Origin of the sequence: Streptomyces sp. NPDC058307, assembly GCF_042880295.1 — a bacterium.
GTDB lineage: Bacteria > Actinomycetota > Actinomycetes > Streptomycetales > Streptomycetaceae > Streptomyces.
This window is the reverse complement of record NZ_JBHVYZ010000049.1, coordinates 23,540-26,141: the sequence shown is the minus strand read 5'-3', so window position 1 is coordinate 26,141 and position 2,602 is coordinate 23,540. Positions and strand designations below refer to the sequence as shown.

At 71.9% G+C, this 2,602-nt stretch carries 1 protein-coding gene; it reads left to right on the top strand.

The genetic code is table 11. The annotated features are described in order from the left end of the window. Nucleotides 1-273 precede the first annotated feature (273 nt). Nucleotides 274-2,439 carry a serine/threonine-protein kinase gene (locus ACFVYN_RS29465; protein WP_390003751.1) on the top strand — a complete coding sequence of 722 codons (2,166 nt, stop codon included), beginning with the start codon at nucleotides 274-276 and terminating at the stop codon, nucleotides 2,437-2,439. Nucleotides 2,440-2,602: the final 163 nt, after the last annotated feature.

Sequence of the window (2,602 nt, the reverse complement as noted above, 5' to 3'; positions counted from 1 at the left end):
TCCCCCATGGGCGCCCCGCTCAAGCCGAGCGCAGCGGCACCGCGGGGAACTGCGCGGCCAGCCACGATGCACCCGCACCCGCCTCACAACCTGACCCGGTACCCCCATGGGCGCCCCGCTCAAGCCGAGCGCAGCGGCACCGCGGGGAACTGCGCGACCGGCCCCCACCGACCCGCATCCGCCCCACAAATCGACCCGGCACCCCTGGGCGTCGGGCACTTGTCGGGTGAGGGACAATGGAGGCTCTGTCAGGGCGGGTTCATGAGGGGACGCATGTCGGACGCGGAGCGGGCGGGAGCATCCCGGCAGGACGAGAGCGAGCGTCTCCTCGCCGGGCGGTACCGGCTGGGAGGAGTGCTCGGCCGCGGAGGCATGGGCACGGTGTGGCGCGCCGAGGACGAGACCCTGGGCAGGACGGTGGCCGTCAAGGAGCTTCGGTTCCCGTCCAGCATCGACGAGGACGAGAAGCGCCGGCTGATCACGCGCACGCTGCGTGAGGCCAAGGCGATCGCGCGGATCCGCAACACCAGCGCGGTGACCGTGTACGACGTGGTCGACGAGGACGACCGGCCGTGGATCGTGATGGAGCTCGTCGAGGGCAAGTCCCTCGCCGAGGCCATCCGGGAGGACGGGCTGCTGGAGCCCAAGCGCGCGGCGGAGGTGGGCCTCGCGATCCTCGACGTGCTCAGGTCCGCGCACCGCGAGGGCATCCTGCACCGGGACGTGAAGCCGTCCAACGTGCTGATCTCCGAGGACGGCCGGGTCGTGCTCACCGACTTCGGCATCGCCCAGGTCGAGGGCGACCCGTCCATCACCTCCACCGGCATGCTCGTCGGCGCCCCCTCCTACATCTCCCCGGAGCGGGCCCGTGGGCACAAGCCGGGGCCCGCGGCCGACATGTGGTCGCTCGGCGGGCTGCTGTACGCGGCGGTCGAGGGCGCCCCGCCGTACGACAAGGGGTCCGCGATCGCGACGCTCACGGCGGTGATGACCGAGCCGCTGGAGGAGCCGAAGAACGCCGGTCCGCTCAGGGACGTCATCTACGGCCTGCTCACCAAGGACCCCGCCCAGCGGCTCGACGACGTTCGCGCGCGGGCCATGCTCACCGCGGTGATCCACGGGCCCGAGCCGAAGCAGGCCGAGCCGGAGCCGGCGGCCGACGCGACCCGGGTGGTGCCGTTGCCGGCGCAGCCGCAGGAGCGTGCGGGCGGGGAGCGGCTGCGCGGGGCGCTGCGTTCCGTGCGCAAGGCCGCCGGGGCGGCGGCGACGTCCGCGGCCGTGTCCCTCACCAAGTCCGGGAGCGGTACGGCGGGTTCGGGTGACGCGGGTTCGGGTGGCGCGGGTTCGCGTGGCGGCAAGGTGCCCGCCCAGGCTTCCGGGGCTGCTTCGGCGGCTCCGGCTCCCTCCAAGGCTCCGGCCTCCCCGGCGGTTCCGGTCGCCCCGGCTGCTTCGGCCTCTCCCGCTTCCCCGGCGTCTTCCGCGTCGGGGGCGGCCTCCGCATCGGCTTCGACGCCAGCTTCGACGTCTGCTTCGACGTCTGCTCCGACATCGGCCTCGAGGGGGGCGGCCGGGGTCCGGGACGGGAAGACGCGGCAGGCCGACGCGGCCTCCGGCGGGCGGAGTTCGGGATGGCCCGTGATGACGCCGCCGCCGGACCTGGCGCCGAGGCCGGTGCCCAGGGCGCCGCTGACCGACGTGGTGCCGCGGCGGACGCTGGTGATCATCGCGCTGGTCGTGGCGCTGGCGGTCATCGGTACCGTGCTGGCCCTCACGATCGGCGGGGACGACGGCAGCGACGGGGCGAAGGGCGGCGGCGCCAAGGTGACGGCGAGCGCGAGCTCCAGTGCCGACACCAAGGACGACAAGAGCGGGGGCACCGGGACCGACGGGTCCTCCACCGGGTCCGCTTCCCCGGAGACGGGCGCGGGGGCCGCGAACACGCCGAGTACGGAGGAGAGCGGCGGGAGTTCGCAAGGGTCCTCCGGTTCGGGGGGCTCCGCCGACGACGGTGCGGTGGCCTCGACGTACACGGGCAACCAGGGGTACTCGATCGGGCTGCCCGAGGGGTGGAAGTTCCAGACCAGCAGCTCGGGCGACCGGTTCACCGGGCCCGACGGGCAGAAGCTGCTCATCGCCTGGACCAGCACGCCCAAGAGCGACCCGGTGGCGGACTGGAAGAACCAGGAACGGGACATGCGCCGCTCGCAGTACACCAAGATCCGAATAGAGAAGGTGGGCTACCGGGGCTGGAACGCGGCCGACTGGGAGTTCACCTATGTGGAGAGCGGGACGAAGTACCGGACGATCGACCGCGGATTCGTCGTGAACGACCATCTCGGATATGCGTTGATGTACACCGCGAAAGCCGCGAACTGGGGCACTGGGCTGCGTAAGGACACATGGCACACGCTCGCTCGCACCTTCGAACCGAAGTCATGAAGCGCTGTGCGGTAAACGGTCATGTGTTTGAAGCCTGAGATCTGGAATCCCCTCTTTGCGGGTTGCCTCCGGCACGTATCGTGAGTGTTCGTGGACCGTCCGCAGCCAGGTTCGGGTGCGGAACGGGTCGCGAGGCGAACGGAATTGACCAACCGGGCGGCCG